Genomic DNA, 25,788 nt, shown 5'->3' on the forward strand with positions numbered 1-25,788 from the left:
TGGAGCCGGTAGTGTTAACCTCAAGTCTGCAACCGACGTCTATGTGGCGCGTTGCTTCGTGTCCCTTTCCGGGACCACCAATTCTTCCGGGAGCCTCCCCAACTGCCTGAGCAGCCTGCCTGAGCAGTTTCGTGCACGCTCCGGAACCGGCACGACACCCCTCGCTAGTCCAGGAGTGGGCCGAGCAGGGGGATGCTCGCGCCGGGCCCATGCACACCTTCATCTCTCCGCCGTACCCGGCGGACCACCGCCCCGGCACGGTCCGCAAGAAAAAGACCGCAGTCGGACAGCACAACCGGTCGCCGAGCCAGAAGGCCGACGTCCGCTCCAGGGAAGGACCCTTCGTGAGCGACACCACCGATCTGATGGGCGTGACTGCCGACAAGAGCGTCGACAGCGCCGCGCCCGCCGAAGGTGCTGCCACTGGCACCACCGCACGGCGCCGCCGCTCCGGCACCGGCCTTGACGGCATGGTCCTGGCCGAGCTGCAGCAGGTCGCGTCCGGCCTCGGCATCAAGGGCACTGCGCGGATGCGCAAGGGCCAGCTGATCGAGGTCATCAAGGAGGCGCAGGCCGGTAGCTCCGCCGCGCCCAAGGCCGCCGCGCCCGCCGCGACGTCCGAGACCAAGCCGAAGCGCCGTGCCACCTCCAAGGCGCGCACCGGGGACGAGGCGGCCGCCGAGGCTCCGGCCGAGAAGGCCGCGGCCCAGCAGCAGATCGACATCCCCGGCCAGCCGGCCAGCGACGACCAGCCCGCGGGCGAGCGTCGCCGGCGCCGTGCGACCGCGCAGGCGGGCAGCCCGGAGACCAAGGCGGACAGCAAGCCCGCCGAGGCCAAGGCGGACACGCAGGCCGAGCCCAAGGGCGAGGACCGCGCCGACGCCAAGGCCGAAGCCGCCGCCGACACGGCCGAGGGCCGCCGGGGCGACCGCCAGGACCGCGGCCAGCGCGGCGACCGCGGTGACCGGCAGGAGCGCGGCGAGCGCGGTGAGCGCCGCGACCGCCAGCGCGACCGCCGGGGCAAGGGCGACGAGCAGGGCGGCGGCCAGGGCCAGCAGGGCGGCCAGCGCCAGCAGCGCCAGAGCCAGCAGCAGGGCGGCGGCCCGCAGGACGACGGGTACGACGACGAGGCGGGCGGCCGTCGCGGCCGTCGCGGCCGCTACCGCGACCGCCGTGGCCGCCGTGGCCGCGAGGACTTCGCCAACGAGGTCCCGGTCTCCGACGACGACGTCCTGATCCCCGTCGCGGGCATCCTGGACATCCTCGACAACTACGCGTTCATCCGGACCTCCGGCTACCTGCCGGGCCCGAACGACGTGTACGTGTCGCTCGCCCAGGTCCGCAAGAACGGCCTGCGCAAGGGTGACCACGTCACCGGTGCGGTGCGCCAGCCCAAGGACGGCGAGCGCCGGGAGAAGTTCAACGCCCTGGTCCGCCTCGACTCGGTGAACGGCATGGCGCCCGAAACCGGCCGCGGCCGCCCGGAGTTCCAGAAGCTGACCCCGCTCTACCCGCAGGACCGGCTCCGTCTGGAGACCGACTCCAACGTCCTGACGACGCGGATCATCGACCTGGTCGCGCCCATCGGCAAGGGCCAGCGAGGCCTGATCGTGGCCCCGCCGAAGACCGGCAAGACCATGATCCTGCAGGCGATCGCCAACGCGATCACCGTCAACAGCCCCGAGTGCCACCTGATGGTCGTCCTGGTCGACGAGCGTCCGGAAGAGGTCACCGACATGCAGCGGTCGGTGAAGGGCGAGGTCATCTCCTCGACCTTCGACCGTCCCGCCGAGGACCACACCACCGTCGCCGAGCTGGCCATCGAGCGCGCCAAGCGTCTCGTCGAGCTGGGTCACGACGTGGTCGTCCTGCTGGACTCCATCACCCGCCTCGGCCGCGCGTACAACCTCGCGGCCCCCGCCTCCGGCCGCATCCTGTCCGGTGGTGTCGACTCGACCGCGCTCTACCCGCCGAAGCGCTTCTTCGGTGCCGCGCGCAACATCGAGGACGGCGGTTCGCTGACCATCCTGGCCACCGCGCTCGTCGAGACCGGCTCGCGCATGGACGAGGTGATCTTCGAGGAGTTCAAGGGCACCGGCAACATGGAGCTCAAGCTCGACCGGAAGCTCTCGGACAAGCGCATCTTCCCGGCGGTGGACGTCGACGCGTCCAGCACCCGCAAGGAAGAAATCCTGCTCGGCAGCGACGAGTTGGCGATCGTCTGGAAGCTGCGCCGGGTGCTGCACGCGCTCGACCAGCAGCAGGCGATCGAGCTCCTCCTGGACCGGATGAAGAAGACCCAGTCCAACGCGGAGTTCCTGCTCCAGATCCAGAAGACGACGCCGGCCCCGGGCAACGGCAACGACTGACGTCGCCCCGGACCGGCTGAACCACAGGGCCGCCCCCGTCACTTCGGTGACGGGGGCGGCCCTGTGCCGTGGGCCGGGCGGATGTGACGCAGCCGACCCGGACCCCGTGGCCGAACCGAGACCTTTGCCACATGCCGGACGTGCCGCCGAGTGGCGCGGAGATGGCTGCATCGGGCAAGAAACCGCAGGTGAGCGGGGGATCACCTGCTGTTCACCCATGCCGGATGACCGTTTTGTCCTCACGCGGACGCAACGGGTGGCTGTGCAACCCTTCTTGGTGCCGCGGCGTCGTAAGCAGTACCGACAAGCCGACCGCCCAGCGCCCGAACACCGCTGCTGGGGGTAGCCGGGGAGAGCTGACGACCGAAGGAGACCCATGACCGAGCAGAACGGGAGCGGCGGCCGAATACGCCCCACCGGCAAGCGCCGGAAGAAGCCCTCCCGCCGCCGCAGGGCGACAGTCGTCGCGGCCTGGACCCTGGCCGGTGCCGTGGTCGTCGGCGGAGCCGGACTGGGATACGCCTACGTCAAGCTCAACGGCAACCTCAAGGCCGTCGACATCAACGCGGCGCTCGGCAAGGACCGCCCCGACAACATCGACAACGGGTCCGAGGACATCCTGGTGCTCGGCTCGGACTCCCGGTCCGGCGCGAACTCCGCGTACGGCGCCGACGAGGGCACGGCCCGCTCGGACACCGCGATGGTGCTGCACATCAACAAGGGCCACAGGACCGCCTCCGTCGTCTCCATCCCGCGCGACACCCTCATCACCCGCCCCGACTGCACCAGCGACACGGACGGGAAGCCCGTCGCGGGACAGCAGCGCGCGATGTTCAACACCGCGTACGAGGTCGGCGGGCCGGCCTGCGCGGTCAAGACCGTCGAGGCCATGTCCGGCATCCGCATGGACCACTACCTGGAAGTCGACTTCACCGGTTTCAAGAAGCTCATCGACGAGCTGGGCGGCGTGAAGATCACCACCACCGCCGCGATCGACGACCCCAAGAGCCATCTGAAGCTCGAACCCGGCACCCACACCCTGGACGGCGAGCAGTCGCTGGGCCTGGTCCGTACCCGCAAGAGCGTCGGCGACGGCAGCGACCTCGGGCGCATCCAGCTCCAGCAGGCGTTCATCAAGGCGCTGATGGAGCAGGTCAAGAGCGTCGGGGTGTTCACCAACCCGAAGACCCTGTTCGACCTCGCGGACGCGGCCACCAAGACCATCACCACCGACTCCGACCTGGGCTCGGTCGAGAAGCTCACCGGTTTCGCGAACGGCCTCAAGGGGCTCGGCTCGAAGAACGTCCACATGGTCACGCTGCCCGTCGAGTACGACCCGGCCGACCCGAACCGCGTCGTACCGCTGGAGGAGTCCGCCCGGCAGGTCTGGGACGCACTCGCGCACGACAAGGCGATCCCCGCCTCCGCCACCGAGAAGTCGGCGGGCGACAAGGGCACCGCGGGCGACGTCGTACGGTGACCGGGCGGGCCGGGAATAGTTGCGGCCCGCCCCCGGTTTTGGGAGATGCGGCCGGTCCTGGCAGACTGGTACGTCGGCCCCGGTTCACGGACGCGCAATCCGCGCGTACGACCCGGCGCCCTCCCGAACCTAGGAGAAACCCTTGAAGCGCGACATCCACCCCGAGTACGTCGAGACGCAGGTCAGCTGCACCTGTGGCGCGTCGTTCACCACCCGGAGCACCATCGACGGCGGCAACATCCGCGCCGACGTCTGCTCCGAGTGCCACCCGTTCTACACGGGCAAGCAGAAGATCCTCGACACCGGTGGCCGTGTGGCCCGCTTCGAGGCCCGCTTCGGCAAGGCTGCCGGCTCCGCCAGCAAGTAGCGAGCCACTGCGCCGGTTCTCGGCGCCCTCAGGGCCTCTCGTTTGGATCATGCCGGGCTCGCGTGCCCCGGTGCCGGATCCGGCCTGATCCAAACGAAAGACCCTAGCGGGGGCGTCGGGACCGGCGTTTTTTCCGGCCGGGGGTACGCGGCCCCGTTCCGTACCCCCGCCCGGCCGGCATCACGCCGTCCAGCAGGCACGCACGAGTGAAGGAACCAGGAGCCCGAAGATGTTCGAGGCGGTCGAGGAACTGATCGGCGAACAGACCGATCTGGAGAAGAAGCTCGCGGACCCCGCGGTCCACGCCGACCAGGCGAACGCGCGCAAGCTCAACAAGCGCTACGCCGAGCTGTCCCCGATCGTCGCGACGTACCGCTCCTGGAAGCAGACCGGGGACGACATCGAGACGGCCCGCGAGTTCGCCGCCGACGACCCCGACTTCGCCGCCGAGGTCAAGGTGCTGGAGAAGCAGCGCGAGGAGCTCACCGAGAAGCTCCGCCTCCTCCTGGTCCCGCGCGACCCCAGCGACGACAAGGACGTGCTCCTGGAGATCAAGGCCGGCGCGGGCGGCGACGAGTCCGCCCTGTTCGCCGGGGATCTGCTGCGCATGTACCTGCGCTACGCCGAGCGCGTCGGCTGGAAGACCGAGATCATCGACTCCACCGAGTCCGAGCTCGGCGGCTACAAGGACGTCCAGGTCGCCGTGAAGACCAAGGGCGGCAATGGTGCCACCGAGCCCGGCCAGGGCGTGTGGGCCCGGCTGAAGTACGAGGGCGGCGTGCACCGCGTGCAGCGCGTCCCGTCCACCGAGTCGCAGGGCCGCATCCACACCTCCGCCGCCGGCGTGCTCGTCACGCCCGAGGCCGAGGAGGTCGACGTGGAGATCCACGCCAACGACCTGCGCATCGACGTCTACCGCTCCTCGGGCCCCGGCGGCCAGTCCGTCAACACCACGGACTCGGCGGTCCGCATCACCCACCTGCCGACCGGTGTCGTCGCCTCCTGCCAGAACGAGAAGAGCCAGCTCCAGAACAAGGAGCAGGCCATGCGCATCCTGCGTTCGCGCCTGCTCGCGGCCGCCCAGGAGGCCGCCGAGCAGGAGGCCTCGGACGTACGGCGCAGCCAGGTGCGTACGGTCGACCGTTCCGAGAAGATCCGTACGTACAACTTCCCGGAAAACCGGATCTCGGACCACCGGGTCGGCTTCAAGGCGTACAACTTGGACCAGGTGCTCGACGGCGACCTGGACTCCGTGATCCAGGCGTGTGTCGACGCCGACTCCGCCGCCAAGCTCGCCGCCGCCTGAGCAAAACCCCGCCCCGCCCGTAAACCGTACGGAGAACCGCGATGAACCTGCTGCTCGCCGAGGTGGCCCAGGCCACCCAGCGGCTGGCCGACGCCGGTGTGCCCTCGCCGCGATTCGACGCGGAGGAACTCGCCGCGTTCGTCCACGGCGTCAAGCGGGGCGAGCTGCACCGGGTGCCGGACGCGGAGTTCGACGCCCGCTACTGGGAGGCCATCGCCCGCCGCGAGGCCCGCGAACCGCTCCAGCACATCACCGGCCGCGCCTTCTTCCGCTACCTGGAGCTCCAGGTCGGACCCGGTGTCTTCGTCCCCCGCCCGGAGACCGAATCGGTCGTCGGCTGGGCGATAGACGCCGTACGCGCGATGGACGTCGTCGAGCCGACCGTCGTCGACCTGTGCAGCGGATCGGGCGCCATCGCCCTGGCCATGGCCCAGGAGGTGCCGCGCTCGCGCGTGCACGCCGTCGAGCTCTCCGACGACGCCATCGAGTGGACCAGGAAGAACGCCGACGGATCCCGGGTCACCGTCCACCAGGGTGACGCGCTGACCGCCCTCCCCGAGCTGGACGGCCAGGTCGACCTGGTCATCTCCAACCCGCCGTACATCCCGCTCACCGAATGGGAGTACGTGGCACCCGAGGCCCGCGACCACGATCCGGAGATGGCCCTCTTCTCCGGCGAGGACGGCCTCGACACCATCCGCGGCATCGAACGCACCGCACACCGCCTGCTGCGCCCCGGCGGCCTCGTCGTCATCGAGCACGCCGACACCCAGGGCGGCCAGGTGCCGTGGATCTTCACCGAGGAGCGCGGCTGGGCGGACGCGGCCGACCACCCGGACCTGAACAACCGGCCGCGGTTCGCCACGGCCCGCAAGGCCATGCCGTGACCGGCGGCCACCACCCGCACGACCCGTACCCGCGACACCCGTACACGCTTGAGGAGGCCGGCTGATGGCACGGCGATACGACTGCAACGACGCGACCGACCGTACGACGGGTCTGCGTGAGGCCGCGTCGGCCGTCCGCCGCGGCGAACTGGTCGTGCTGCCCACCGACACCGTGTACGGCATCGGTGCGGACGCCTTCAGCTCCGAGGGCGTCGCCGACCTGCTGGCCGCCAAGGGCCGCGGCCGCAACATGCCGACGCCCGTCCTGATCGGCTCCCCGAACACCCTGCACGGCCTGGTCACCGACTTCTCCGAGCAGGCCTGGGAGCTCGTCGACGCCTTCTGGCCCGGTGCCCTCACGCTCGTCGCCAAGCACCAGCCGTCGCTCCAGTGGGACCTCGGGGACACCCGTGGCACCGTCGCCATCCGGATGCCGCTGCACCCGGTCGCCATCGAGCTGCTCACGGAGGTCGGGCCGATGGGCGTCTCCAGCGCCAACCTCACCGGCCACCCGGCCCCGGAGGACTGCGACGCGGCCCAGGAGATGCTCGGCGACTCCGTCTCGGTGTACCTGGACGGCGGCCCGACGCCCGGCATCGTGCCCTCGTCGATCGTCGACGTGACCGGCAAGGTCCCGGTGCTGCTGCGGGCCGGCGCGCTCTCCGTCGAGGAGCTCCGCAAGGTGGTACCCGACCTTGAGGTGGCCAATTGACCGCCCCTGAGGGGCGTGGCATAGCGGGGAGGGCCGACACTTTCCGCATCCTCCACGTCAGCACCGGCAACGTCTGCCGCTCGCCCATCACCGAGCGGCTGACCCGCCATGCCCTGGTGGACCGCCTCGGCGATCCGCTCAGCGGCGGACTGATCGTGGAGAGCGCGGGCACCTGGGGCCACGAGGGTGCCCCGATGGAGGCCAACGCCGAGACCGTCCTCGCGGACTTCGGCGCCGACACCACCGGCTTCGTCGGCCGGGAACTGCTCGACGAGCACGTGATCCGCGCCGACCTGGTGCTCACCGCCACCCGCGACCACCGCGCGCAGGTGATCTCGATGGGTCACTCGGCCGGCCTGCGCACGTTCACCCTCAAGGAATTCACCCGGCTGGTCCGGGCGATAGACCCCGCCACGCTGCCCGACCCGCGGGACGAGGGCGTCGTCGAGCGCGCCCGCGCACTGGTCCGCGCCGCGGCCGCGCTGCGCGGCTGGCTGCTGGCCCCCACCGCCGAGGCGGACGAGGTGTACGACCCGTACGGCGCCCCGATCACGTTCTTCCGCTCCATCGGCGACGAGATCAACCAGGCCCTCGACCCGGTCGTCACCGCGCTGACGGGCATCACGACCCACCACTGAGGGCGCGGCCCCGACGGCCGGAGGCCGGGAGGCTCCCCGGGGCCGAGCGGTGCGAGGGACGCGTCGGGAACCGTGCTCAGCCCGGCCCCCGATCCGGTCGTCACCGCACTCACCGGCATATCCGTGGACCACTTGCGGGCGCACCGTCCGTGCCACCCTGACGGGCGTACGCACCGCCGGGCGGGGTAGGGGCCCAACGGGTGCACGACCGCGCCGCACAGCGGGCAGGAGGCCCGTCGCGGGCCTACATTGGATCCGACACCAGCGCACCCCTCCCCAGGCCCGGAGCCCATCGATGCCGGTCACCACTCCAGCCGCACCGCCCTCCGCCCCCGGGGCCGCCATGCCGCAGGACTTCGAGGCCCTGCGCCGGGAGGACCCGGAGATCGCCGCCGTGCTGCTGGGGGAGCTGCACCGGCAGTCCGGCACCCTGCAACTGACCGCCGCCGAGAACTTCACCTCGCCCGCGGTACTCGCCGCCCTCGGCTCACCGCTCGCCAACAAGTACGCCGAGGGCTATCCCGGCGCCCGCCACCACGGTGGCTGCGAGCAGGCCGACGCCGCCGAACGCATCGCCTGCCGCCGGGCCACCTCGCTCTTCGGGGCCGAGCACGCCAACGTCCAGGCGCACTCCGGCTCCTCCGCGGTCCTGGCCGCGTACGCCGCGCTGCTCCGCCCCGGAGACACGGTGCTGGCGATGGGACTCCCGTACGGGGGACACCTCACCCATGGCTCGCCCGCCAACTTCTCCGGCCGCTGGTTCGAGTTCGTCGGGTACGGGGTGGACCCGGAGAGCGGCCTGATCGACTACGAGCAGGTGCGCGCGCTGGCCCGCGCCCACCGCCCCAAGGCGATCGTGAGCGGCTCGATCTCGTACCCCCGCCATCCCGACCACGAGCTGTTCCGGGAGATCGCCGACGAGGTGGGCGCGTATCTCATCGCCGACTCCGCGCACCCGATGGGGCTGATCGCCGGTGGCGCGGCGCCGAGCCCGGTGCCGTACGCCGACGTGGTCTGCGCGACCACCCACAAGGTGCTGCGGGGGCCGCGCGGCGGGATGATCCTGTGCGGCGCGGACCTGGCGGAGCGGATCGACCGGGCGGTCTTCCCCTTCACCCAGGGCGGTGCGCAGATGCATACCATCGCCGCGAAGGCCGTCGCGTTCGGCGAGGCGGCCACCCCGGCGTTCACCACGTACGCACATCGGGTGGTGGCCCATGCCCGGGTGCTGGCGGCCGGGCTGGAGGCGGAGGGCTTCGAGGTCACCACGGGCGGCACGGACACCCACCTGATCGTCGCGGACCCGGCCCCGCTGGGCGTCGACGGACCCACCGCCCGCGCCCGGCTGGCGGCGGCGGGAGTGGTGCTGGACACCTGCGCGCTGCCGTACGGGGACGCCCGGGGCATCCGGCTCGGCACCGCGGCCGTCACCACCCAGGGCATGGACGACGCGGACATGGCCCGGCTGGCGGCCCTCTTCGGGGTGGTGGTGCGTGAGGAGGGCGACATCCGGGGCGAGGTCCGGGAGCTGGCGGAGCGGTATCCGCCCTATCCGGGGTAGACGTCCGCTGTGGAACCGATCCGCCCACTCGCTGTGTCCTCGGTCATGAGGCCCGTGCAGCGCGGCCGTCAGTGATTGCCGGACGGTTTAGGGTGTGGGCTGAGATGGCCGGCGAAATCTATGGGGCAGCCCGTGCGTGATTACCTGCTGACGCTCTGTGTCACGGCCGCGGTGACCTATCTGCTGACCGGTCCGGTGCGTAAGTTCGCCATCGCGATCGGGGCGATGCCCGCGATCCGTGCGCGTGACGTCCACCGAGAACCGACACCGAGGCTCGGTGGCATCGCCATGTTCGGCGGACTGTGCGCCGGACTGATCGTCGCGGCCCATCTCCACAACCTCGACTGGGTCTTCCAGCTGTCCACCGAGCCGCGGGCGCTGCTCTCCGGTGCCGCGCTGATCTGGCTGATCGGTGTGCTGGACGACAAGTTCGAGATCGACGCCCTGATCAAGCTCGGCGGGCAGATGATCGCCGCCGCGGTCATGGTCATCCAGGGTCTGACGATCCTGTGGCTGCCGATCCCCGGCGTCGGCACCGTCGCGCTCACCCAGTGGCAGGGCACGCTGCTCACGGTCGCCCTGGTCGTCATCACCATCAACGCGGTCAACTTCGTGGACGGCCTGGACGGTCTCGCGGCGGGCATGGTGTGCATCGCCGCCGCCGCGTTCTTCCTGTACACCTACCGCCTCTGGTACGGGCACATGATCGAGGCGGCGGCCCCGGCGACGCTCTTCACGGTGATCCTGATGGGCATGTGCCTGGGCTTCCTGCCGCACAACATGCACCCCGCGCGGATCTTCATGGGCGACTCGGGCTCGATGCTGATCGGCCTGGTGCTCGCGGCCGGGGCGATCTCGGTGACGGGCCGGGTCGACCCGGACACGATGAAGCTCTTCGCCGGCAGCGAGCGCGAGGCCACCCACGCGATGCTGCCGGTCTTCATCCCGCTGCTGCTGCCGCTGACGATCATCGCGATCCCGGCCGCCGACCTGCTGCTGGCGATCGTGCGCCGGACCTGGAACGGCCAGTCGCCGTTCGCGGCGGACCGAGGCCATCTGCACCACCGGCTGCTGGAGATCGGCCATTCGCACAGCAGGTCCGTGCTGATCATGTACTTCTGGTCGGCCCTGATCGCCTTCGGAGCGGTCGGCTACTCGGTGCACTCGACGTCCCTGTGGATCGTGCTGGTGATCGTGGGGCTGAGCACGCTGGGCCTCGTACTGCTGCTGATGCCCCGCTTCACCCCGCGGGCCCCGTTCTGGGCGGAACGCTTCGTACCGCCCCGCTACCGCCGGCACCGGGGCAAGGACGGGGCGACGCCCGGGGCGGAGCCTGCGTCGGGGGCATCGTCGGAAGTCATGCCGGAGGCCGGGGCCCAACAGGGGCCCCTGGAAGCCCCGATGGGACGGAAGGGGCCCGAGTCGCAGGAGCGCACTCCGGTGGTCGTGGGAGTCTCCGGCGTCAACGGGGCGACTGCGATCGGTCCTCGTTCGCGTCTTTCGGACAGAGACAAGGCCGAATCCGCACGTTGAGAATTCGGGCACCAAGGGGCAATACCAGACAAGTAATTGCGTTGTCTTGCTCACATGCGCGAATTCACTCTCACGTGTGACTGTAAGCACACTTTCTTGGTAAAGACCTCATCAAATAGTTTGTGATACCGTTCACGAAGCCCGGTGACGGAGCCGAAGGACCTGAGTAGCACGGTCCATTGGCCCGAGGCATCGACTCGGACCGGGCCTACGCTCGTCCATGACGACACACTGCCCACCCCCTGCAAGCGGAGCTGCCGCCATGCCGTCCAACGACGTCCGGACTCTCCTTCAAGCCGCCGTACCCACCGCTGCCGCCGGCGTTGTCGCCGTCGCGGTCAGTGCTGGTGTCGCGGGCGGCAAGGGAGCCCTTGGCGCGGGCGTTGCGACGGTCGTGGTCATCCTCTTCATGGGGATCGGACTGCTTGTCCTGCAACGGACCGCGCGGTCCCTGCCCCACCTGTTCCAGGCGATGGGGCTGATGCTGTATACGGCTCAGCTTCTCCTGTTGTTCATCTTTGTTGCCGCCTTCAAGAACACGACGATGTTCAACCCGAAGGCGTTCGCGATCACCTTGGTCGCGATGACCCTCGTGTGGATCGGCGCACAGACCCGTGCACACATGAAGGCCAAGATCCTTTACGTCGAACCCGAGTCCGACAAGGCGGAAAAGCCCAAGAACACGGGCTCGAAGTCGTGAAGGGTAGGGGCGGGATAAATGCAGGTTCAAGACCCTGCTATCGTCCGGTTCCAACTGCGGCACTGCGGGCGCGGGCATGTGAGCTGACGCCTGCTCGATCGCGAGGCTCAATGCCTGACTGCCGCTCACACATCCGTAACACCAGTCCAGTGCCGAACCGCGGCTGCGCGCCGCGCCGACACAACGAGGTTGCCGTACCTATGCGCCACGCTGAAGGAGCCCGCGGTGAGTGCTGACCCGACACAGGTGCTCGCCTTCGAGACCGATTGCCACATCTTCTCCGGTTGTGGTTTCCCGGGTCCTGGCTTGCACTCTTTCCTGTTCGAGCCGATCTTCGGTGACGCGGACAGCAACGTCTACTTCAACAAGACGATGCTGCTGGCGCTCCTCGGTACGGTCATCATCGTCGGCTTCTTCTGGGCCGCCTTCCGTAAGCCGAAGGTCGTTCCGGGCAAGCTGCAGATGGTCGCCGAGGCCGGCTACGACTTCGTCCGCCGCGGGATCGTCTACGAGACGCTCGGCAAGCGCGAGGGCGAGAAGTACGTCCCGCTGATGGTGTCGATCTTCTTCTTCGTGTGGATGATGAACCTCTGGTCGATCATCCCGCTCGCCCAGTTCCCGGTGACGTCGGTCATCGCCTACCCGGCCGGGCTGGCACTGATCGTCTACGTCCTCTGGATGAGCATCACCTTCAAGCGCCACGGTTTCGTCGGCGGCTTCAAGAACCTGACGGGCTACGACAAGTCGCTCGGCCCGGTGCTCCCGATGGTCATGGTCATCGAGTTCTTCTCGAACGTCGTGGTCCGGCCCTTCACGCACGCGGTCCGACTCTTCGCGAACATGTTCGCCGGTCACACGCTGCTGCTGCTCTTCACCATCGCCAGCTGGTACCTGCTCAACGGCATCGGTATCGCCTACGCGGGCGTCTCGTTCGTGATGGTCATCGTGATGACGGCCTTCGAGCTCTTCATCCAGGCTGTTCAGGCGTACGTCTTCGTGCTCCTGGCGTGCAGCTTCATCCAGGGCGCTGTCGCCGAACACCACTGATCGCGCCTCCCCACCCCCCAGTCGTCCGGTGGCCAACCCCCACCGGTCCGTGAAAGAGAAGGAAGAACTGGCATGTCCCAGACCCTTGCCGCCGTCACCGGTTCCCTCAGCTCTGTCGGTTACGGCCTGGCCGCCATCGGCCCCGGCGTCGGCGTCGGCATCATCTTCGGTAACGGCACCCAGGCTCTCGCCCGTCAGCCCGAGGCTGCCGGCCTGATCCGCGCCAACCAGATTCTCGGCTTCGCCTTCTGTGAGGCGCTCGCCCTCATCGGTCTGGTCATGCCGTTCGTCTACAGCTGACGAACCGCGACTAGTCCGTTCCGACGAAAGGCACTGATGTGAACCCCCTGGTTCAGCTCGCGGCCGGAGCCGAGGTGGAGAACCCCCTCATTCCGCCGATCCCTGAGCTCGTCATCGGTCTGATCGCCTTCGTCATCGTCTTCGGTTTCCTCGCCAAGAAGCTCCTCCCGAACATCAACAAGGTTCTGGAAGAGCGTCGTGAGGCCATCGAAGGCGGTATCGAAAAGGCCGATGCGGCCCAGACCGAGGCCCAGAGCGTTCTTGAGCAGTACAAGGCTCAGCTCGCCGAGGCCCGTCACGAGGCCGCGCGCCTGCGCCAGGAGGCGCAGGAGCAGGGCGCTGTGATCCTGCAGGAGATGCGGGCGGAAGGCCAGCGGCAGCGCGAAGAGATCATCGCTGCCGGCCACGCCCAGATCGAGGCCGACCGCAAGGCCGCGGCCTCCGCGCTGCGTCAGGACGTGGGCAAGCTCGCCACCGACCTGGCCGGCAAGCTCGTCGGCGAGTCCCTTGAGGACCACGCCCGGCAGAGCGGCACCGTCGACCGTTTCCTCGACGAGCTCGAGGCGAAGGCCGAGGCTGTCCGATGAACGGCGCGAGCCGCGAGGCACTGGCTGCCGCACGTGAGTCGCTCGACGCGCTGACCGACAACACGTCGGTCGACGCGGCGAAGCTCGCCGAGGAGCTGGCCGCCGTGACGGCGCTGCTCCAGCGCGAGGTCTCACTGCGGCGGGTCCTGACCGACCCGTCGCAGGCCGGCGAGGCCCGGGCGGAGCTGGCCGGACGACTGCTGCGCGGTCAGGTGGGCGGCGAGACCGTCGACCTGATCTCCGGCATGGTCCGCTCCCGCTGGTCGCAGTCGCGCGACCTGGTCGACTCGGTCGAGGAACTGGCGAACATCGCAGACCTCACCGCCGCCCAGCGCGGCGGAGACCTCGACGACGTCGAGGACGAGCTGTTCCGGTTCGGCCGGATCGTCGCCTCCGACAAGGAGCTGCGCGCCGCGCTCACCAACCGGTCCGCGTCCACCGCCGCCAAGGGGCAGCTGCTGCGCAGCCTGCTCGGCGGCAAGGCACGGCCCGCCACCGAGCGCCTCGTCACGCGGCTTGTCACCCAGCCGCGTGGACGTAGCCTGGAAGAGGGACTGGAGTCCCTCTCCAAGCTGGCCGCGGACCGCCGGGAGCGCATGGTCGCCGTGGTCACCTCGGCCGTGCCGTTGAGCGATCGGCAGAAGCAGCGCCTCGGCGCCGCGCTGGCGAAGATCTACGGCCGCCCGATGCACCTGAACCTCGACGTGGACCCCACGGTCCTCGGCGGGATCGCGGTGCGGGTCGGTGACGAGGTCATCAACGGCACCATCTCGGAGCGCCTCGAAGAGGCGACCCGGCGCATGGCCGGCTGACCGACGCAGCGCAGCAACAGAACAGAGCAAGACCAGCGGCCCGGTTGGGCCGTGCAGAAATTGCAGAAGATTCCTGGGGGTCGGCCCCCAGACCCCCTTAAGAAACTTCGGGCCCAACAAGGAGAGCAGGGAACCCAGATGGCGGAGCTCACGATCCGGCCGGAGGAGATCCGGGACGCGCTGGAGAACTTTGTCCAGTCGTACAAGCCGGACGCGGCCTCGCGCGAGGAGGTCGGTACGGTCAGCGTTGCCGGCGACGGCATCGCGAAGGTCGAGGGTCTTCCCTCGGCCATGGCGAACGAGCTGCTGAAGTTCGAGGACGGCACCCTCGGTCTCGCCCTCAACCTTGAGGAGCGCGAGATCGGTGCCATCGTCCTCGGCGAGTTCAGCGGCATCGAAGAGGGCCAGCCGGTGCAGCGCACCGGTGAGGTGCTCTCCGTCGGCGTCGGCGAGGGCTACCTCGGCCGCGTCGTCGACCCGCTCGGCAACCCGATCGACGGTCTCGGCGAGATCGCGACCGACAGCCGCCGCGCCCTAGAGCTGCAGGCCCCTGGCGTCATGGTCCGTAAGTCGGTGCACGAACCGATGCAGACCGGCTACAAGGCCGTCGACGCCATGGTGCCGATCGGCCGCGGCCAGCGTCAGCTGATCATTGGTGACCGTCAGACGGGTAAGACCGCTCTGGCCGTCGACACCATCATCAACCAGCGCGACAACTGGCGCTCGGGCGACGTGAACAAGCAGGTGCGCTGCATCTACGTCGCCATCGGTCAGAAGGGCTCCACCATCGCCTCCGTGCGCGGTGCCCTCGAAGAGGCCGGCGCGCTGGAGTACACGACCATCGTCGCCGCCCCGGCGTCCGACCCGGCCGGCTTCAAGTACCTGGCGCCGTACACCGGTTCGGCCATCGGCCAGCACTGGATGTACCAGGGCAAGCACGTCCTGATCATTTTCGACGACCTCTCGAAGCAGGCCGACGCCTACCGCGCCGTGTCGCTTCTGCTGCGCCGTCCGCCGGGCCGTGAGGCCTACCCGGGCGACGTCTTCTACCTCCACTCGCGTCTGCTGGAGCGCTGCGCGAAGCTCTCCGACGAGATGGGCGCCGGTTCGATGACGGGCCTCCCGATCGTCGAGACCAAGGCGAACGACGTGTCGGCGTTCATCCCGACCAACGTCATCTCCATCACCGACGGCCAGTGCTTCCTGGAGTCCGACCTGTTCAACGCCGGCCAGCGTCCGGCCCTGAACGTCGGTATCTCGGTCTCGCGTGTCGGTGGTTCCGCCCAGCACAAGGCGATGCGCCAGGTCTCCGGCCGTCTCCGTGTCGACCTCGCCCAGTACCGCGAGCTGGAGGCGTTCGCCGCCTTCGGTTCCGACCTGGACGCGGCCTCGAAGGCGTCGCTGGAGCGCGGTAAGCGCATGGTCGAGCTGCTGAAGCAGCCGCAGTACTCCCCGTACCCCGTCGAGGAGCAGGTCGTCTCCATCTGGGCCGGCACCACCGGCAAGATGGACGACGTCCCGGTCGAGGACATCCGTCGCTTCGAGAGCGAGCTGCTGGAGTACCTGCGCCGTGAGCGCAAGGACCTCCTGACCAGCATCGCCGAGGGCGCCAAGATGTCCGACGACACGCTGCAGTCGGTCGCCGACGCGGTCGCCGCCTTCAAGCAGCAGTTCGAGACCTCGGACGGCAAGCTCCTGGGCGAGGGCTGATCGATGGGCGCTCAGCTTCGCGTTTACAAGCGCCGCATCCGCTCCGTCACCGCCACGAAGAAGATCACCAAGGCGATGGAGATGATCGCCGCCTCGCGCATCGTCAAGGCGCAGCGCCAGGTGGCGGCATCGACGCCGTACGCGACCGAGCTCACCCGTGCGGTGACCGCGGTGGCGACCGGCTCCACCACCAAGCACCCGCTGACCACCGAGACCGAGACTCCGGCACGGGCCGCGATCCTGCTCATCACGAGCGACCGCGGCCTGGCCGGCGGTTACTCCTCCAACGCCATCAAGGCCGCGGAGCGACTGACCGAGCGGCTCCGGGGCGAGGGCAAGGAGGTCGTCACCTATGTGATCGGCCGCAAGGGTGTCGCCTACTACGGCTTCCGTGAGCGCAAGCTCGCGGACTCGTGGACCGGCTTCACCGACAGCCCGACGTACGCGGATGCGAAGCGGGCTGCGGCTCCGCTGATCGAGGCGGTCACCCAGGAGACCGCCGAGGGCGGCGTGGACGAGCTGCACATCGTCTTCACGGAGTTCGTGTCGATGATGACGCAGAACCCGGTCGACGACCGGATGCTGCCGCTCAGTCTCGATGCCACGAAGGACGAGGACGGCAAGGGCGAGATCCTGCCGCTGTTCGACTTCGAGCCGTCGGCGGAGGACGTCCTCGACGCCCTGCTTCCGCGGTACGTCGAGAGCCGGATCTACAACGCGCTGCTGCAGGCCGCTGCTTCCGAGCACGCTGCCCGCCGCCGCGCGATGAAGTCGGCCACCGACAACGCCGGTGAGCTCATCAAGACGCTCTCCCGGCTTGCCAACGCGGCCCGCCAGGCCGAAATCACCCAGGAAATCAGCGAGATCGTCGGTGGTGCCAGTGCGCTGGCCGACGCGACCGCGGGGAGTGACAAGTAATGACGACCACAGTTGAGACGGCCGTTGCCACGGGCCGCGTCGCCCGGGTCATCGGCCCGGTCGTCGACGTGGAGTTCCCCGTCGACGCGATGCCGGAGATCTACAACGCGCTGACCGTAGAGGTGGCCGACCCGGCCGAGAACGGCAAGCTCAAGACGCTGACCCTCGAAGTCGCCCAGCACCTCGGCGACGGCGTGGTCCGCGCGATCTCGATGCAGCCCACCGACGGTCTGGTCCGCCAGGCCGCGGTGACCGACACGGGCACCGGCATCACGGTCCCCGTCGGTGACATCACCAAGGGCAAGGTGTTCAACACCCTCGGCGAGATCCTGAACAAGCCCGAGGCGAACGCCGAGGTCACCGAGCGCTGGCCGATCCACCGCAAGGCGCCCAACTTCGACCAGCTCGAGTCCAAGACCGAGATGTTCGAGACCGGCGTCAAGGTCATCGACCTGCTCACCCCGTACGTCAAGGGTGGAAAGATCGGTCTGTTCGGTGGTGCCGGTGTCGGCAAGACCGTTCTGATCCAGGAAATGATCTACCGCGTGGCCAACAACCACGACGGTGTGTCGGTGTTCGCCGGTGTCGGTGAGCGCACCCGTGAGGGCAACGACCTCATCGAGGAAATGGCCGACTCGGGCGTCATCGACAAGACGGCCCTCGTCTTCGGTCAGATGGACGAGCCGCCGGGCACGCGTCTGCGCGTCGCGCTGGCCGGTCTGACCATGGCGGAGTACTTCCGCGATGTTCAGAAGCAGGACGTGCTCTTCTTCATCGACAACATCTTCCGGTACACCCAGGCCGGCTCCGAGGTGTCCACCCTGCTCGGCCGCATGCCGTCCGCGGTGGGTTACCAGCCGAACCTGGCCGACGAGATGGGTCTGCTGCAGGAGCGCATCACGTCGACCCGTGGTCACTCGATCACCTCGATGCAGGCGATCTACGTCCCCGCGGACGACCTGACCGACCCGGCCCCGGCCACCACGTTCGCCCACCTCGACGCGACGACGGTTCTCTCCCGTCCGATCTCCGAGAAGGGCATCTACCCGGCCGTGGACCCGCTGGACTCCACGTCCCGCATCCTGGACCCCCGCTACATCGCGGAGGACCACTACGCGGCGGCCATGCGTGTCAAGGGGATCCTCCAGAAGTACAAGGACCTCCAGGACATCATCGCGATCCTCGGTATCGACGAGCTGGGCGAGGAGGACAAGCTCGTTGTCCACCGTGCCCGTCGTGTCGAGCGCTTCCTGTCGCAGAACACCCACGTCGCCAAGCAGTTCACCGGCGTGGACGGTTCGGACGTGCCGCTCGACGAGTCGATCGCCGCGTTCAACGCGATCTGTGACGGTGAGTACGACCACTTCCCCGAGCAGGCGTTCTTCATGTGCGGTGGCATCGAGGACCTGAAGGCCAACGCCAAGGAGCTCGGCGTCTCCTGAGCCCCTGGCTCACCGAGGGGGGTGGGTGTGTCCCGCCCCCCTCACCACGCCCCGTAGAATTGACCCAACACCCGGCTCGAACGGCCGGGTGGTGACCCGAGGAGCCACCCTTGGCTGCTGAGCTGCACGTCGAGCTGGTCGCCGCGGACCGCAGTGTCTGGTCCGGCGAGGCCACCCTGGTCGTCGCGCGCACCACGTCCGGCGACATCGGCGTCATGCCCGGTCACCAGCCGCTTCTGGGTGTGCTGGAATCGGGCCCGGTGACGATCCGTACGAGTGACGGCCGGACCGTGGTCGCCGCTGTGCACGGCGGTTTCATCTCGTTCGCGGACGACAAGCTCTCGCTGCTCGCCGAGATCGCGGAGCTGGCGGACGAGATCGATGTCCAGCGCGCCGAGCGTGCGCTGGAGCGCGCGAAGTCGGACACGGACGCCGCCTCCGAGCGGCGCGCCGAAGTGCGACTGCGTGCGGTGGCGGTGCGCTAGCGCCCCGCGACCACGTAGCTTTACCCTCAGCCGCGGCCCGAGCTGGAGACCCCTCCAGACCGTGTCGCGGCTGAGGCGATGCAGGTGCGGTTGTAGTTCTGGCGGTATCCGTTACTCGACGACGCGAGGAGGTCGGTGGAGATGTTCCTCGCGCTGTGGGTGGGCGGGCTGATCGTCGCACTGGTCCTGATTGGACTCTTCGTCTTCGGTCTGCGCCGGCGGCTGATTCAGCGCTCCGGCGGGACCTTCGACTGCAGCCTGCGCTGGAACGTGTCCGAGGAACCCGATCTCTCGGGCAAGGGCTGGGTGTACGGGGTGGCCCGGTACAGCGAGGACCGGATCAACTGGTTCCGCGTCTTCTCCTACGCTCCTCGACCCCGCAGGGTCCTGGAGCGTTCTGCGATCGAGGTGGTCGCCCGGCGGCTGCCCGAGGGCGAGGAGGAGCTCGCGCTGCTCTCCGACGCCGTGGTGCTCGGCTGCCTTCACGGGGAGACCCGCCTGGAGCTGGCCATGAGCGACGACGCGCTGACCGGATTCCTCGCCTGGCTGGAGGCGGCTCCGCCCGGCCAGCGGGTCAACGTGGCCTAGAAGAGGCGGCTCCGCCCGGTCAGCGGGTCAACGTGGCCTGAGGGCTGTCCCGCAATTCCTGGCGGGCGCACGACGACAGCCACGGCACCTCGCCGCGTTGCCGGAACGCCCGAGTACATCCAGTGTGCGGGCGTCCCTGCGCCCTGCGATGCGCCGCATCCGTCGCCGCGCGCTGTTCCACCAGGAATTGCGGGACAGTCCTTGGACGCGGGAAAACCGGGGAGACGGGGGGCGGACCCGTCTCCCCGGTTGCTTTCCGGGGTGCCGCACGGTGCCGGTGGGGGGCTTCGGACCGGGCGGCCTGCTTCAGACCGTGGGGGTTACTTCAGACCGCTGTTGATGGCTCCGACGAGCTCACCGTTGGCGGTGTCGCCGCTGAACTCCCAGAAGAACGCGCCTCCCAGGCCCTGACCCTTGGCCCAGGTCATCTTGGACGCGATGGTGGCGGGGGTGTCGTAGCTCCACCAGTTGGTGCCGCAGTGGGCGTACGCGGTGCCGGCGACGGTGCCGGTGGCGGGGCAGCTGTTCTTGAGGACCTTGTAGTCCTCGATGCCGGCCTCGTAGGTGCCGGGGGCGGCTCCGGTGGCGGTGCCGCCGGGGGTGGCCTGGGTGACGCCGGTCCAGCCGCGGCCGTAGAAGCCGATGCCGAGCAGCATCTTGGACGCGGGGACGCCCTGGGCCTTCAGCTTGGCGATGGCGTCGGCGGAGTTGAAGCCGGCCTTCGGGATGCCGTCGTACGAGGTGAGCGGGGAGTGCGGGGCGGTCGGGCCCTTCGCGTCCCAGGCGCCGAAGAAGTCGTACGTCATCACGTTGTACCAGTCCAGGGACTGGGCGGCGCCGGCGTAGTCGGCGGCGTCGATCTTGCCGCCGTCGGAGCCGTCGGCGGTGATGGCGGCGGTGACCAGGTTGTTGCTGCCGAACTTCGAGCGCAGCGCCGAGGTGAGGCCCTTCAGCGCGGCCGGGCCGCTGGTGTCACAGGTCAGGCCGCAGGCGTTGGGGTACTCCCAGTCGATGTCGATGCCGTCGAAGACATCGGCCCAGCGGGGGTCCTCCACCAGGTTGTAGCAGGAGTCGGCGAACGCGGCCGGGTTCTTCGCGGCCTCACCGAAGCCACCGGACCAGGTCCAGCCGCCGAACGACCACAGCACCTTGATGTTCGGGTACTTCGCCTTGAGCTTGCGCAGCTGGTTGAAGCTGCCGCGCAGCGGCTGGTCCCAGGTGTCGGCCACGCCGTCGACGGACTTGTCGGCGGTGTACGCCATGTCGTAGTCGGCGTAGGAGTCACCGATGGTGCACTTGCCGCCCTGGACGTTGCCGAAGGCGTAGTTGATGTGCGTGATCTTCGCGGCGGAACCCGAGGTGTCCAGGTTCTTGACGTGGTAGTTCCGGCCGTAGACGCCCCAGTCGGTGAAGTAACCGAGGTTGACCTTGCCGCCGGTGCCGGGGTCGGGGTTGCCGCCCCCGCCGGTGGTGCGGACCTTGACGGCGCCGCTGACCGGGCCGGTCTGGCCGGCGGTGTCACGGGCCTGCACGGTGTACGAGTAGTCGGTGCCGGCCTTGAGGCCGGAGTCCGTGTACGTCGTGCCGGTGACGGTCGAGACGACCGTGCCGTCCCGCAGCACGTCGTAGTTCTTGACGCCGTTGTCGTCGGTCGCGGCGGTCCAGCTCAGCTTGGCCGAGGTGTCGGTGACGGAGCTCGCGGTGGGGGTGCCCGGTGCCGAGGGGGCGTTGTCGCCGGGGACGCTGCCGCCGTCGCAGGAGGCGCCGTTCAGCTTGCAGCCGGTGGGGGCGCCGGGGCCGGTGCCGTTGAAGCCGAAGCTGACGGAGGCGCCGGGGGCGACCGAACCGTTCCAGCCGAGGTTCTTGGCGGTCCAGTGGGTTCCGGAGCTGGTGACGGTGGCGTCCCAGGCGGAGCCGACCGCGGTGCCGGAGGGGAAGTCCCACTCGATGTTCCAGGAGGACAGGGCGGTGGTGCCGGTGTTCTTCACCGTCCACTGGCCCTCGAAGCCGCTGCCCCAGTCGGACTTCTTGACGAAGGAGGCGGTCGCCGAGGTGGCGGCCTCGGCGGGGGAGGCCAGGCCGACCATCGCGGCGAGCGGGAGCAGCAGCGCGGAGAGGCCCGCTACCGCTCTTGATCTGGTGGCTCTGCCGGTCCCGAATCTGAATCGGGTCCGGCGTAGGGGGGTTTCAGTGCTCAACGGTGCTCCTCGGGTGAGGTCCGGACAAACGGGGGTGGTCCGTCGACTGCAAACCCTGCGCCGCCCTGAGCGCGCCTTGTCATGGCGTGCTCACCGCAGTGTGCTCGGTGAGATTAGGAAGGTCTGGACCAATCGTCAAGAGGTCCAGACCATGGAACATGCCCTACCGGTGGGTCACCGGATACCCAACTCCTGTGCCAGCACGGCCGCCTGGACCCGGCTGCGCAGCTCCAGCTTGCCCAGCAGCCTGCTCACATGGGTCTTCACCGTCGCCTCCGCCACGGAGAGCCGGACCGCGATCTCGGCATTGGACAGCCCCTCGCCGAGGCAGCCCAGAACCTCCCGCTCCCGCCGGGTGAGCGCGTCGAGCACCGAGGGGTCGGGCTCGTTCACCACCCGTACGGGAGAGGACCCGGCGAACTCGGCGATCAGCCGGCGCGTCACGGCCGGGGCGATCAGTCCCTCGCCGCGCGCCACCGTCCTTACGGCGTCCAGCAGATCGCGGGCGTCGGTGTTCTTCAGCAGGAAGCCGGCGGCCCCCGCCCGCAGCGCCCCGAAGACGTACTCGTCCAGGTCGAACGTGGTCAGCACCAGTACGTCCGCGAGCCGTTCGGCCACCACCTGCCCGGTCGCCGACACCCCGTCCAGCCGCGGCATCTGAATGTCCATCAGCACCAGGTCCGGCCGCAGCTCGCGGGCCAGCCGCACCGCCTCCTCGCCGTCCCCGGCCTCGCCCACCACCTCGATGTCGGGGGCGCTGCGCAGAATGAGCACCAGCCCCGCCCGTACGGCCGACTGGTCCTCGGCGACCACAACCCGGATCCTCATGTCCTCGACGCCCCTTCCTCCACGGGCAGTTCGGCCCGTACCCGCCAGATCCTCGTACCGCCGCCGGTGGCCGAGGGGGCGGCCTCGATCGTGCCGCCCAGCAACGCCACCCGCTCCCGCATCCCCACCAGACCGGCCCCGGAGCCGGGTGCGCGTGGCCCCGGGCGGTCCCCGAACACACTGCTGACCTCCACCGTGAGCAGCTGCCCGACCTGCCCGATCCGCACCGTGACCGGGCCGGGCGCGGCATGCTTGAGCGCGTTCGTCAGGGATTCCTGGACGATGCGGTACGCGGCCAGCTCGACCGGCGTGGGCAGTGGGCCGGCCTCGGTCCGGGTGTCCTCGAACGTGCAGGTCAGCCCGCTGGACGCGGCGTTCGTACGGGTCTGCTCGATCAGCGCGTCCAGCGAGGCGAGAGTGGGGGAGGCCGCCGGTTCCAGCGCATTGCCCCCGGTGCGCAGCAGCCCGATCAGCCGGCGCATCTCGGCGAGCCCGTCGACGCTGTTCTCCCGGATCACCCCCAGGGCGTCGCGGGAGGTGGCCGGGTCGTCGATGGAGAGCGCGGCGGTGGAGTGGATGGCGATCGCGGAGAGGTGGTTGGCCACCATGTCGTGGAGTTCGCGGGCCATCCGGGTGCGCTCGGCGGTCACCGCCTGGGCCCGGTCCATCTCGGCGAGCAGCGCGGTCTGTTCGGCGTGCAGCCGGGCCGTCTCGGCGGCGTCGCGGTGGTTGCGGACGCTGACGCCGGTGAGGGCGGGCAGGAACGACACCATCGCGGTGACGACGCCGATGAGCAGTGCCTGGGCGTCGCGGAACCAGGCCAGGAACCCGACGGTGATCGCGATCGTGATCAGGAACGTGGTCACCGGGATGCGGCGGGCGGCGGACGGCGTCCCGTACAGCACGGCCGCGTACATGAGGTCCGTGAACATCAGGACCGTCGCCAGGTTCCCGACCGTGAACTGGTCCGCGACCAGTGCGAGCGTGCCGATGACCAGGGCCGTCTGCGGGGCGGTCCGGCGCAGCAGTTCGAGCGCCGACATGACGGCGAGCGGCAGCAGGGACACCCACGGGGCGGCGAAGGCCCGGTGGCCCTGGAGGCTCAGGCCGAGCGCCCACAGGACGAGTCCGCCGAGGAGGCCGATGACCGCCAGGAGCACGTCGTGGCGGTGCGGCCGGGGAAGGGAGAGCACCCTCCCATCCAACACGGCGGCCCGCGCCCGGACGTCCGTACCAGGGGCGAGGCGCGAGTACATCGAAGGATGCAGTCGCGGTTCGTCATCGCAGACGACGAACCGGGGCGCCGGGGCCGGGAGGCTGGAGGGGAACGGGAAGGAGAAGTGCCGTGATCGTCACGCTGATCGTGCTCTGCGAAGTCGCCTTCTGGGTGCTGCTGGCCGCGGGGCTCGCCCTGCGGTACTGGGCGAAGAAGCCGAGGCTGGGCGCGGCCGTGCTGCTGTGCGAGCCGCTGCTGGAGGTCGTACTGCTGGTGGTGACCGCCATCGACCTGAAGAACGGGGCGCAGCCCGACTGGAAGCACGGGCTGGCCGCGGTCTACATCGGCTTCACGGTGGGGCTCGGCCACTCCACGATCCGCTGGGCCGACGCCCAGGTGGCGCACCGCTTCGCGGGCGGGCCGCCGCCGGTGAAGCCGCCGAAGTACGGCATGGCGCGCGCGGTGCACGAGTGGAAGGTCGCGGCGCGCTGGACGGTCGCGGCGGTGACGGCCCTGGCGCTGCTCCAGGCGGCCGTCTGGTACGTCGGCGGGGACGGCGACGTGTCGTCGTTGCAGGCCTGGCAGCAGAAGATGCTGTTCGTGGTCGGGCTCAACGTGATCATCGCGGGGAGCTACACGCTGTTCCCGAAGACGGGGCCGGAGACGGAGCCGGAGACAGAACCGAAGGCGGAGCCGAGGGCGGAGTCGAAGACGGGGCCGGGGCCGTCGAGCTGACCCCGGCCCGTCCCGGTCCGCGGGCCCGGACGGCTACCGCTCGCCGCCCGGCACCCACAGCACGTCGCCGACCTCCTTGTTCGCGGTCCGCGCGAGGATGAACAGCAGGTCGGAGAGCCGGTTGAGGTACGTCGCGGTCAGCGCGTTCATCACCTCGCCGTGCACCTCCAGCGCCGCCCAGGTGGACCGCTCCGCGCGCCGGACCACCGTGCACGCCTGGTGCAGCAGCGCCGCACCGGGCGTGCCGCCCGGCAGGATGAAGCTGCGCAGCTTCTCCAGCTGCTCCAGGAAGTGGTCGCAGTCCGCCTCCAGCTTGTCGACGTAGCTCTGCTCCACCCGCAGCGGCGGGTACTTCGGCTCCTCGACCACCGGGGTCGACAGGTCCGCGCCCACGTCGAACAGGTCGTTCTGCACACGGACGAGGACCTTCACGACGTCCTCGGGGAGCTGCCCGAGCGCGATCGCGGTTCCGATGACGGCATTGGCCTCGTTGGCGTCGGCGTAGGCGGAGATCCGCAGATCGGTCTTGGCGGTCCGGCTCATGTCGCCGAGGGCGGTGGTGCCCTGGTCGCCGGTGCGCGTGTAGATGCGTGTCAGATTGACCATGCGGCCAGCCTAGTCAGACGCCCGCTCTCCGGAAGACGCGTGTGCCGACTGTCACGGATACCGCCGCGAAGCCGAGCGAGACCAGCACCCCGTACAGCATGTGCGCGGTGGCGTACGACCCCACGTACGCGTCCCGCACCGCGTCCACGAGGTAGCGGAACGGCGTGAGGTGCGAGAGCACGTCCAGCCAGCCGGGGCCCAGCGTCATCGGGAGCATCAGGCCGGACAGCAGCATGGACGGCATGGTGAGCGAGTTGATCACCGGGCCGAACTCCTGCGGGGTGCCGACCTTCATGGCCAGGGCGTACGAGAGCGAGGCCAGCGAGACGGTCAGCAGTCCGACGAAGGCGAAGCCGATCAGCACCCCGGGCAGGGGGGCGCGCAGCCCCATGACCAGGGCGGTGAGCACCAGCAGCGCCGCCTGGAACATGAAGAGCAGCGCATCGCGCAGGACCCGGCCCAGGAGCAGTGCCAGCCGGCTGACCGGGGTCACCCGCATCCGCTCCACGACCCCGGTCGACTTGTCGATGATGATGGCGAACCCGGCGAACGAGGCGCCGAAGAGGCCGAGCTGGAGCAGCAGCCCGGGGACCAGGACCTGCCAGGAGTCACCGGCCGAACCGAGCGGCAGCCCGGTGAGCAGCGGACCGAAGAAGAGCAGGTAGAGCAGCGGCATCAGGATGCCGAAGAGGATCTGGAACTTCGAGCGCAGGGTCTGCCGGGCGTACCGCCCGAAGACGAGCGCGGTGTCGTGGAGAAGCAT

At 69.5% G+C, this 25,788-nt stretch carries 25 protein-coding genes; 20 read left to right on the top strand and 5 right to left on the bottom strand.

Annotation, left to right across the window (positions count from 1 at the left end):
• Positions 1-344: 344 nt before the first annotated feature.
• The 19 genes from rho to ACGF8B_RS06410 all read left to right on the top strand — a co-directional run bounded on the left by rho (position 345) and on the right by ACGF8B_RS06410 (position 19,442).
• Positions 345-2,369, top strand: a complete 2,025-nt coding sequence (gene rho, locus ACGF8B_RS06320; protein WP_392735268.1) for a transcription termination factor Rho — start codon at positions 345-347, stop codon at positions 2,367-2,369.
• A gap of 376 nt (positions 2,370-2,745) precedes the next feature.
• The gene (locus ACGF8B_RS06325) at positions 2,746-3,849 is read left to right on the top strand and encodes an LCP family protein (RefSeq protein WP_392735269.1); all 1,104 of its coding nucleotides are present in this window, start codon (positions 2,746-2,748) and stop codon (positions 3,847-3,849) included.
• Between the two features lie 142 nt (positions 3,850-3,991).
• Positions 3,992-4,216, top strand: a complete 225-nt coding sequence (gene rpmE / locus ACGF8B_RS06330; RefSeq protein WP_093693080.1) for a 50S ribosomal protein L31 — start codon at positions 3,992-3,994, stop codon at positions 4,214-4,216.
• A gap of 229 nt (positions 4,217-4,445) precedes the next feature.
• A complete protein-coding gene (gene prfA, locus ACGF8B_RS06335; RefSeq protein ID WP_266912140.1) occupies positions 4,446-5,522 on the top strand; it encodes a peptide chain release factor 1 in 1,077 nt (358 codons plus the stop codon).
• Between the two features lie 41 nt (positions 5,523-5,563).
• A complete protein-coding gene (gene prmC, locus ACGF8B_RS06340; RefSeq protein ID WP_266912138.1) occupies positions 5,564-6,409 on the top strand; it encodes a peptide chain release factor N(5)-glutamine methyltransferase in 846 nt (281 codons plus the stop codon).
• 64 nt (positions 6,410-6,473) lie between these two features.
• Positions 6,474-7,121 (top strand): L-threonylcarbamoyladenylate synthase, encoded by a 648-nt coding sequence (locus ACGF8B_RS06345; protein ID WP_392735272.1) that lies wholly within the window; start codon positions 6,474-6,476, stop codon positions 7,119-7,121.
• The gene (locus ACGF8B_RS06350) at positions 7,118-7,759 is read left to right on the top strand and encodes a protein-tyrosine-phosphatase (RefSeq protein ID WP_392735274.1); all 642 of its coding nucleotides are present in this window, start codon (positions 7,118-7,120) and stop codon (positions 7,757-7,759) included. The genes ACGF8B_RS06345 and ACGF8B_RS06350 overlap by 4 nt, the downstream gene beginning before the upstream one ends.
• A gap of 295 nt (positions 7,760-8,054) precedes the next feature.
• Positions 8,055-9,320 carry a serine hydroxymethyltransferase gene (glyA, locus tag ACGF8B_RS06355; protein ID WP_392735276.1) on the top strand — a complete coding sequence of 422 codons (1,266 nt, stop codon included), beginning with the start codon at positions 8,055-8,057 and terminating at the stop codon, positions 9,318-9,320.
• Positions 9,321-9,440: 120 nt separating this feature from the next.
• Positions 9,441-10,853 carry an MraY family glycosyltransferase gene (locus ACGF8B_RS06360; protein WP_392735277.1) on the top strand — a complete coding sequence of 471 codons (1,413 nt, stop codon included), beginning with the start codon at positions 9,441-9,443 and terminating at the stop codon, positions 10,851-10,853.
• A gap of 262 nt (positions 10,854-11,115) precedes the next feature.
• On the top strand, positions 11,116-11,553 hold the full coding sequence (locus ACGF8B_RS06365) for a hypothetical protein (protein ID WP_342281449.1): 438 nt from the start codon (positions 11,116-11,118) through the stop codon (positions 11,551-11,553).
• A gap of 210 nt (positions 11,554-11,763) precedes the next feature.
• On the top strand, positions 11,764-12,600 hold the full coding sequence (gene atpB / locus ACGF8B_RS06370) for a F0F1 ATP synthase subunit A (protein ID WP_360550605.1): 837 nt from the start codon (positions 11,764-11,766) through the stop codon (positions 12,598-12,600).
• 72 nt (positions 12,601-12,672) lie between these two features.
• A complete protein-coding gene (gene atpE / locus ACGF8B_RS06375; RefSeq protein ID WP_030386954.1) occupies positions 12,673-12,900 on the top strand; it encodes an ATP synthase F0 subunit C in 228 nt (75 codons plus the stop codon).
• A 38-nt stretch (positions 12,901-12,938) separates the two neighbouring features.
• Complete coding sequence (locus ACGF8B_RS06380; protein ID WP_392735279.1) at positions 12,939-13,487, top strand: F0F1 ATP synthase subunit B; 549 nt, start codon at positions 12,939-12,941, stop codon at positions 13,485-13,487.
• Positions 13,484-14,299 (top strand): F0F1 ATP synthase subunit delta, encoded by an 816-nt coding sequence (locus ACGF8B_RS06385; protein ID WP_392735280.1) that lies wholly within the window; start codon positions 13,484-13,486, stop codon positions 14,297-14,299. The genes ACGF8B_RS06380 and ACGF8B_RS06385 overlap by 4 nt, the downstream gene beginning before the upstream one ends.
• 138 nt (positions 14,300-14,437) lie before the next feature.
• Positions 14,438-16,009 (top strand): F0F1 ATP synthase subunit alpha, encoded by a 1,572-nt coding sequence (gene atpA, locus ACGF8B_RS06390; RefSeq protein ID WP_124716362.1) that lies wholly within the window; start codon positions 14,438-14,440, stop codon positions 16,007-16,009.
• A 3-nt stretch (positions 16,010-16,012) separates the two neighbouring features.
• On the top strand, positions 16,013-16,927 hold the full coding sequence (locus ACGF8B_RS06395) for a F0F1 ATP synthase subunit gamma (protein WP_392735282.1): 915 nt from the start codon (positions 16,013-16,015) through the stop codon (positions 16,925-16,927).
• Positions 16,927-18,369, top strand: a complete 1,443-nt coding sequence (gene atpD / locus ACGF8B_RS06400) for a F0F1 ATP synthase subunit beta (RefSeq protein ID WP_351260792.1) — start codon at positions 16,927-16,929, stop codon at positions 18,367-18,369. The genes ACGF8B_RS06395 and atpD overlap by 1 nt, the downstream gene beginning before the upstream one ends.
• 110 nt (positions 18,370-18,479) lie before the next feature.
• Positions 18,480-18,854, top strand: a complete 375-nt coding sequence (locus ACGF8B_RS06405) for a F0F1 ATP synthase subunit epsilon (protein WP_148839239.1) — start codon at positions 18,480-18,482, stop codon at positions 18,852-18,854.
• A 141-nt stretch (positions 18,855-18,995) separates the two neighbouring features.
• Entirely contained in the window at positions 18,996-19,442 is a 447-nt protein-coding gene (locus ACGF8B_RS06410) for a DUF2550 domain-containing protein (protein WP_342281463.1), read from the top strand.
• 320 nt (positions 19,443-19,762) lie between these two features.
• On the opposite strand, the gene ACGF8B_RS06415 is transcribed toward ACGF8B_RS06410, so the two are convergent.
• From ACGF8B_RS06415 to ACGF8B_RS06425, 3 genes are all read right to left on the bottom strand, one after another.
• Entirely contained in the window at positions 19,763-21,640 is a 1,878-nt protein-coding gene (locus ACGF8B_RS06415; RefSeq protein ID WP_392735285.1) for a glycosyl hydrolase family 18 protein, read from the bottom strand.
• A gap of 174 nt (positions 21,641-21,814) precedes the next feature.
• Positions 21,815-22,468 (bottom strand): response regulator, encoded by a 654-nt coding sequence (locus ACGF8B_RS06420; protein ID WP_392735287.1) that lies wholly within the window; start codon positions 22,466-22,468, stop codon positions 21,815-21,817.
• Entirely contained in the window at positions 22,465-23,661 is a 1,197-nt protein-coding gene (locus ACGF8B_RS06425; protein ID WP_392735289.1) for a sensor histidine kinase, read from the bottom strand. Before ACGF8B_RS06425 ends, ACGF8B_RS06420 begins: the two co-directional genes overlap by 4 nt.
• A gap of 152 nt (positions 23,662-23,813) precedes the next feature.
• Between ACGF8B_RS06425 and ACGF8B_RS06430 the strand changes: the two genes are divergently transcribed.
• The gene (locus tag ACGF8B_RS06430; RefSeq protein WP_392735291.1) at positions 23,814-24,419 is read left to right on the top strand and encodes a hypothetical protein; all 606 of its coding nucleotides are present in this window, start codon (positions 23,814-23,816) and stop codon (positions 24,417-24,419) included.
• A gap of 33 nt (positions 24,420-24,452) precedes the next feature.
• On the opposite strand, the gene ACGF8B_RS06435 is transcribed toward ACGF8B_RS06430, so the two are convergent.
• Both ACGF8B_RS06435 and ACGF8B_RS06440 read right to left on the bottom strand, forming a co-directional pair.
• Positions 24,453-25,025 carry a cob(I)yrinic acid a,c-diamide adenosyltransferase gene (locus tag ACGF8B_RS06435; protein WP_392735293.1) on the bottom strand — a complete coding sequence of 191 codons (573 nt, stop codon included), beginning with the start codon at positions 25,023-25,025 and terminating at the stop codon, positions 24,453-24,455.
• 13 nt (positions 25,026-25,038) lie between these two features.
• Complete coding sequence (locus ACGF8B_RS06440) at positions 25,039-25,788, bottom strand: ABC transporter permease (RefSeq protein ID WP_392735295.1); 750 nt, start codon at positions 25,786-25,788, stop codon at positions 25,039-25,041.

Origin of the sequence: Streptomyces sp. NPDC047917, from assembly GCF_043204345.1 — a bacterium.
In the GTDB taxonomy this organism is placed as follows: Bacteria; Actinomycetota; Actinomycetes; order Streptomycetales; family Streptomycetaceae; genus Streptomyces; species Streptomyces sanglieri.